Origin of the sequence: Streptomyces poriferorum, assembly GCF_019399235.1 — a bacterium.
GTDB classification, from domain to species: Bacteria; Actinomycetota; Actinomycetes; order Streptomycetales; family Streptomycetaceae; genus Streptomyces; species Streptomyces poriferorum.
The window spans coordinates 1-3,942 of the sequence record NZ_JAELVH010000480.1; the positions used below are offsets into that span (position 1 = coordinate 1).

Here is a 3,942-nt window from a genome sequence, read left to right on the forward strand (position 1 = left end):
GCTCCAGGTCGATCCGGGAGAGCTCGAAGCCGTCGAGGGTGGCGGCGACGGCGGAGAGGCGGGCGCGGGCGGGGCTCGCCTCGTGGGCCTCGCTGACCAGCAGGCAGAGGCCGGGAGCGGATCCCCGGCCGACCCGGCCGCGCAGCTGGTGAAGCTGTGAGACGCCGAACCGGTCGGCGTCCATGATCACCATCGCGGTGGCGTTGGGAACGTTGACCCCGACCTCAATGACGGTGGTGGCCACCAGGACATCCACCTGGCCCGCGGCGAAGCGCCGCATCACGTCGTCCTTGTCGTCGGGGTGCATCCTGCCGTGCAGCACCTCGACGCGCAGACCCGTCAGCGGGCCCTTGGCCAGCTGCTCGGCGATCTCCAGCACGGCGAGCGGAGGGCGCTTGTCGCCATCCTCCTTCCCGGCCTTCTCCTCGTCGGCCTTCTTCTTCCCCTTCTTCCTGGCGGCGTCGTCCTCGTCGTCGCCGATGCGGGGGCAGACCACGTAGGCCTGGTGGCCGTTCTCCACCTCTTCGCGGACCCGTTCCCAGGCCCTGCTGAGGAAGTGGGGTTTGTCCTTGGCGGGGACGACATGGCTGGCGATCGGCGAGCGGCCGGCCGGCAGCTGGTCCAGGACGGAGGTCTCCAGGTCGCCGAAGACGGTCATCGCGACCGTTCGCGGAATGGGGGTGGCGGTCATGACGAGCAGATGCGGCGGCTGCTTGCCCTTGGAGCGCAGGGCGTCGCGCTGTTCCACGCCGAAGCGGTGCTGCTCGTCGACGACGACCAGTCCCAGGTCGTGGAACTGCACCTTGTCCTCGATCAGCGCATGCGTCCCGATGACGATCCCGGCCTCGCCGGTGACCAGGTCGAGGAGGGCCTGCCGGCGGGCGGCCATGCCCATCGAGCCGGTGAGCAGCACCACCTTCGTGCCCTGGTCGGAGCCGCCCAGCATGCCGCCCTCGGCCAGCTCCCCCATCATCTCGGTGATCGACCGGTGGTGCTGCTGCGCGAGGACCTCCGTGGGCGCGAGCATGGCGGCCTGTCCGCCGGCGTCGACGGTGCCCAGCATGGCGCGCAGGGCCACCATGGTCTTCCCCGAACCGACTTCCCCCTGGAGGAGCCGGTGCATCGGGTGCTCGGTCGCCAGCTCGTCGAAGATCTCCTTGGAGACCTTGAGCTGGCCGTCGGTGAGGGTGAACGGCAGCTTGGCGTCGAAGGCGTCGAGCAGTCCGCCGGGGACCGGCTTGCGGGCGACGGCGGGCAGCTGGGTGTCCGCGTACCTGCGGCGGGCCAGGGCGACCTGAAGGACGAAGGCCTCGTCCCATTTCAGCCGGTCCCTCGCCGCGGCGACGTCGGCCTTGGTCTGCGGCCGGTGGATCTTCAGGAGGGCCTCCGGCAGCGGGGTGAAGCCGCGGCCCTCGCGCAGCGTGGCCGGGAGCGGGTCCACGGCCTCCTGGGCGCTGGGCAGTACGGCGTCGACCGCCTTGGCGATGCGCCAGGAGTCGAGCTGTTTGCAGGCGGGGTAGATCGGGAGCAGCTTCCCGGCGAAGGCGTCGACGGCCTCGGTCGCCCCGGCCTCGTCGGCGGACTCGGCGTCCAGCAGCTGGTACGTGGGGTGGGCCAGCTGCATCTTGCGGTTGAAGACGGACACCTTGCCGGCGAACATGGCGCGCCGGCCCGGGAGCAGCTCCTTGTGCGGCTTGTGCACGCCGTGACCGAAGAAGACCAGCTGGAGCCGGCCGTGGCCGTCGGTGAGGGTCACTTCGAGGCGCCTGCCCCGGCCGCCGTTGAACGTCATCACGCGGGCGTCGTCGACCTGGGCGACGACCGTCACGTGCTCGTCGAGCGGGAGGTCGGTCAGCGCCGTGAGCCGGCCGCGCTCCTCGTACCGCCGGGGGTAGTGATGCAGGAGATCACCGACCGTGTGCAGGTCGAGGTGCTCGGCCATCACCTTCGCGGTGGCGCCACCGAGCAGCTTCTTGAGGGGTTCGTCGAACGCAGACACACGATCCATTGCACACCACGCCACTGACAGTTGTCCGCCGGGCAGCGCCGGAACCCCGGAATCCCGCGTGCGGCGGCGCGGCTCCACCCCGAACTGCCGCGGCCGATGGCGGCGCTGTGCCACGCCGAATTCCCGCGGCCGACTGCGGCGCGGCTCCACCCCGAATCCCGCGGCCGATAGCGGCACTGCGCCACGCCGAATTCCCGCAGCTGCGGCGGTGCTACTCCACGCCGATCAGCAGCGGAGCGCACTGGTGGCCGCCGCGGTAGACGACCGTGTCCACCGCCAGGTAGCCCTCGCGGACGTGTTCCTCCAGCCTGTCGGCCAGGGTGTCGGGGACGTCCTCCCCGAGGACCAGGGTGACCAGTTCGCCGCCCGCCGCCAGCATCCGGTCCAGCACCTTCCGGGCCGTCTCGGGGACGTCCTCGCCGATGACGGCCACATCGCCGTCGATCAGGCCGAGGATGTCGCCGGCCTGGCAGATGCCCGCCATCGTCCAGGACTGCCGTTCGGCGACGGCCAGTTCGGCGTAGCGGGTGGCGCCGGCCGCCGCGGTCATCGCGACGACGTCCTCGTCGAAGCTGCGGTCCGGCTCGTGGACGGCCAGGGCCGCGATGCCCTGGACCGCGGCCCTGGTGGGGATGAGGGCGACCCGGATGCCCTCGGCCCTGGCCTGCTCGGCGGCGGCCGCCGCGGTGTGGCGCAGGTCCCCGTCGTTCGGCAGGAGCACCACCTCGCGGGCGTGCGCGCGGCGGATGGCGTCCACGAGTTCGCCGCTGGCCGGGGGCTCCCCGGGCCGCGCGAGCACAGTCGTCGCCCCGGCCTCCGCGCACAGGCCGCCGAGGCCGTCGCCCGGGACGACCACGACCACGGCGCGCTGGGCGGGCTCGGGGCGGGCGTGCAGCCGGTCCGCATTTAAGTGGGTGATCCGGTTGCGGTACGGCCGCCCGGCCTCGACACCGGCCTCCACCGCCGCTCCCGCGTCGTCGACGTGCACGTGGACGTTCCACAGCCCGTCGCCGCCGACCACCACGAGGGAGTCGCCCAGCCCGTCGAGCCGGGTGCGCAGCCGCTCCACCGCCTGGTCCCCGGCCTCCAGCAGGTAGATGACCTCGAAGGCCGGCCCGTCCTGCGGACCGTCCCCCGCCGAGCAGTCCCCGGCGACCCCGGCGACCGCGGCGGCCGGAGGCGGAGCGGTGGGAGCCTCGTACGCCCGTTCCGGAGCCCGGCCCGAGACCGCTTCGACCAGCGCACCGAGCACGGCCACCAGCCCCCGTCCGCCGGCGTCGACGACCCCGGCCCGGCCGAGGACGGCGAGCTGTCCCGGGGTCGCGTCCAGGGCCGTCCGCGCCCCTTCGTACGCCGCCCGCACCACCGCGGGCGCTCCGGCGCCGTCCGCCGGCCGTTCCGCGGCGGCGGCCGCGGCCGCGGCCGCCACGGTCAGGACGGTGCCCTCGACGGGGTGCGCGACCGCTTCGCGGGCCGAGGCGGCGGCCCTGGTCAGCGCGAGGGACAGCCGGCCGGCGCCCGCTCCCTCGGCCAGGACCTCGGCCATGCCGCGCAGCAGCTGCGCCAGGATCGTCCCGGAGTTCCCGCGGGCCCCGATCAGCGCCCCGTGCGCCATGGCACGTACCGCGTCGGCGGTGGAGGGGACCGAGGTGCCGGTCTCGTGGGCGGCGAAGACGGCCTCGACGGCCGCCGCCGCGGATTCCACGGTCAGGTAGAGATTGGTCCCGGTGTCGCCGTCGGCGACGGGATACACGTTGATCGCGTCGATGGCCTCGCGTTCCCGGCCCAGTGCGTCCAGCGCCAGTGAGCACCAGGTACGCACCGCGACGGCGTCCAGGTCGTCGGCGGTCTGCGGCACCTGATGGTCCTCCTCGAAACGCGTACCGGGACGGCGGGCTGCACCGCAGACTAGTGCGCGGCACCGGGTCCGGCCG

The 3,942-nt window shown here is 73.5% G+C and carries 2 protein-coding genes; both read right to left on the bottom strand.

The window, feature by feature from the left end; all coding sequences use genetic code 11:
• The coding region (recG, locus tag JGS39_RS38695) for an ATP-dependent DNA helicase RecG (RefSeq protein WP_219574451.1) at nt 1-2,008 on the bottom strand (2,008 nt) is incomplete at its 3' end.
• Nucleotides 2,009-2,219: 211 nt separating this feature from the next.
• Nucleotides 2,220-3,866 (bottom strand): DAK2 domain-containing protein, encoded by a 1,647-nt coding sequence (locus tag JGS39_RS38700; protein WP_219574452.1) that lies wholly within the window; start codon nt 3,864-3,866, stop codon nt 2,220-2,222.
• Nucleotides 3,867-3,942: the final 76 nt, after the last annotated feature.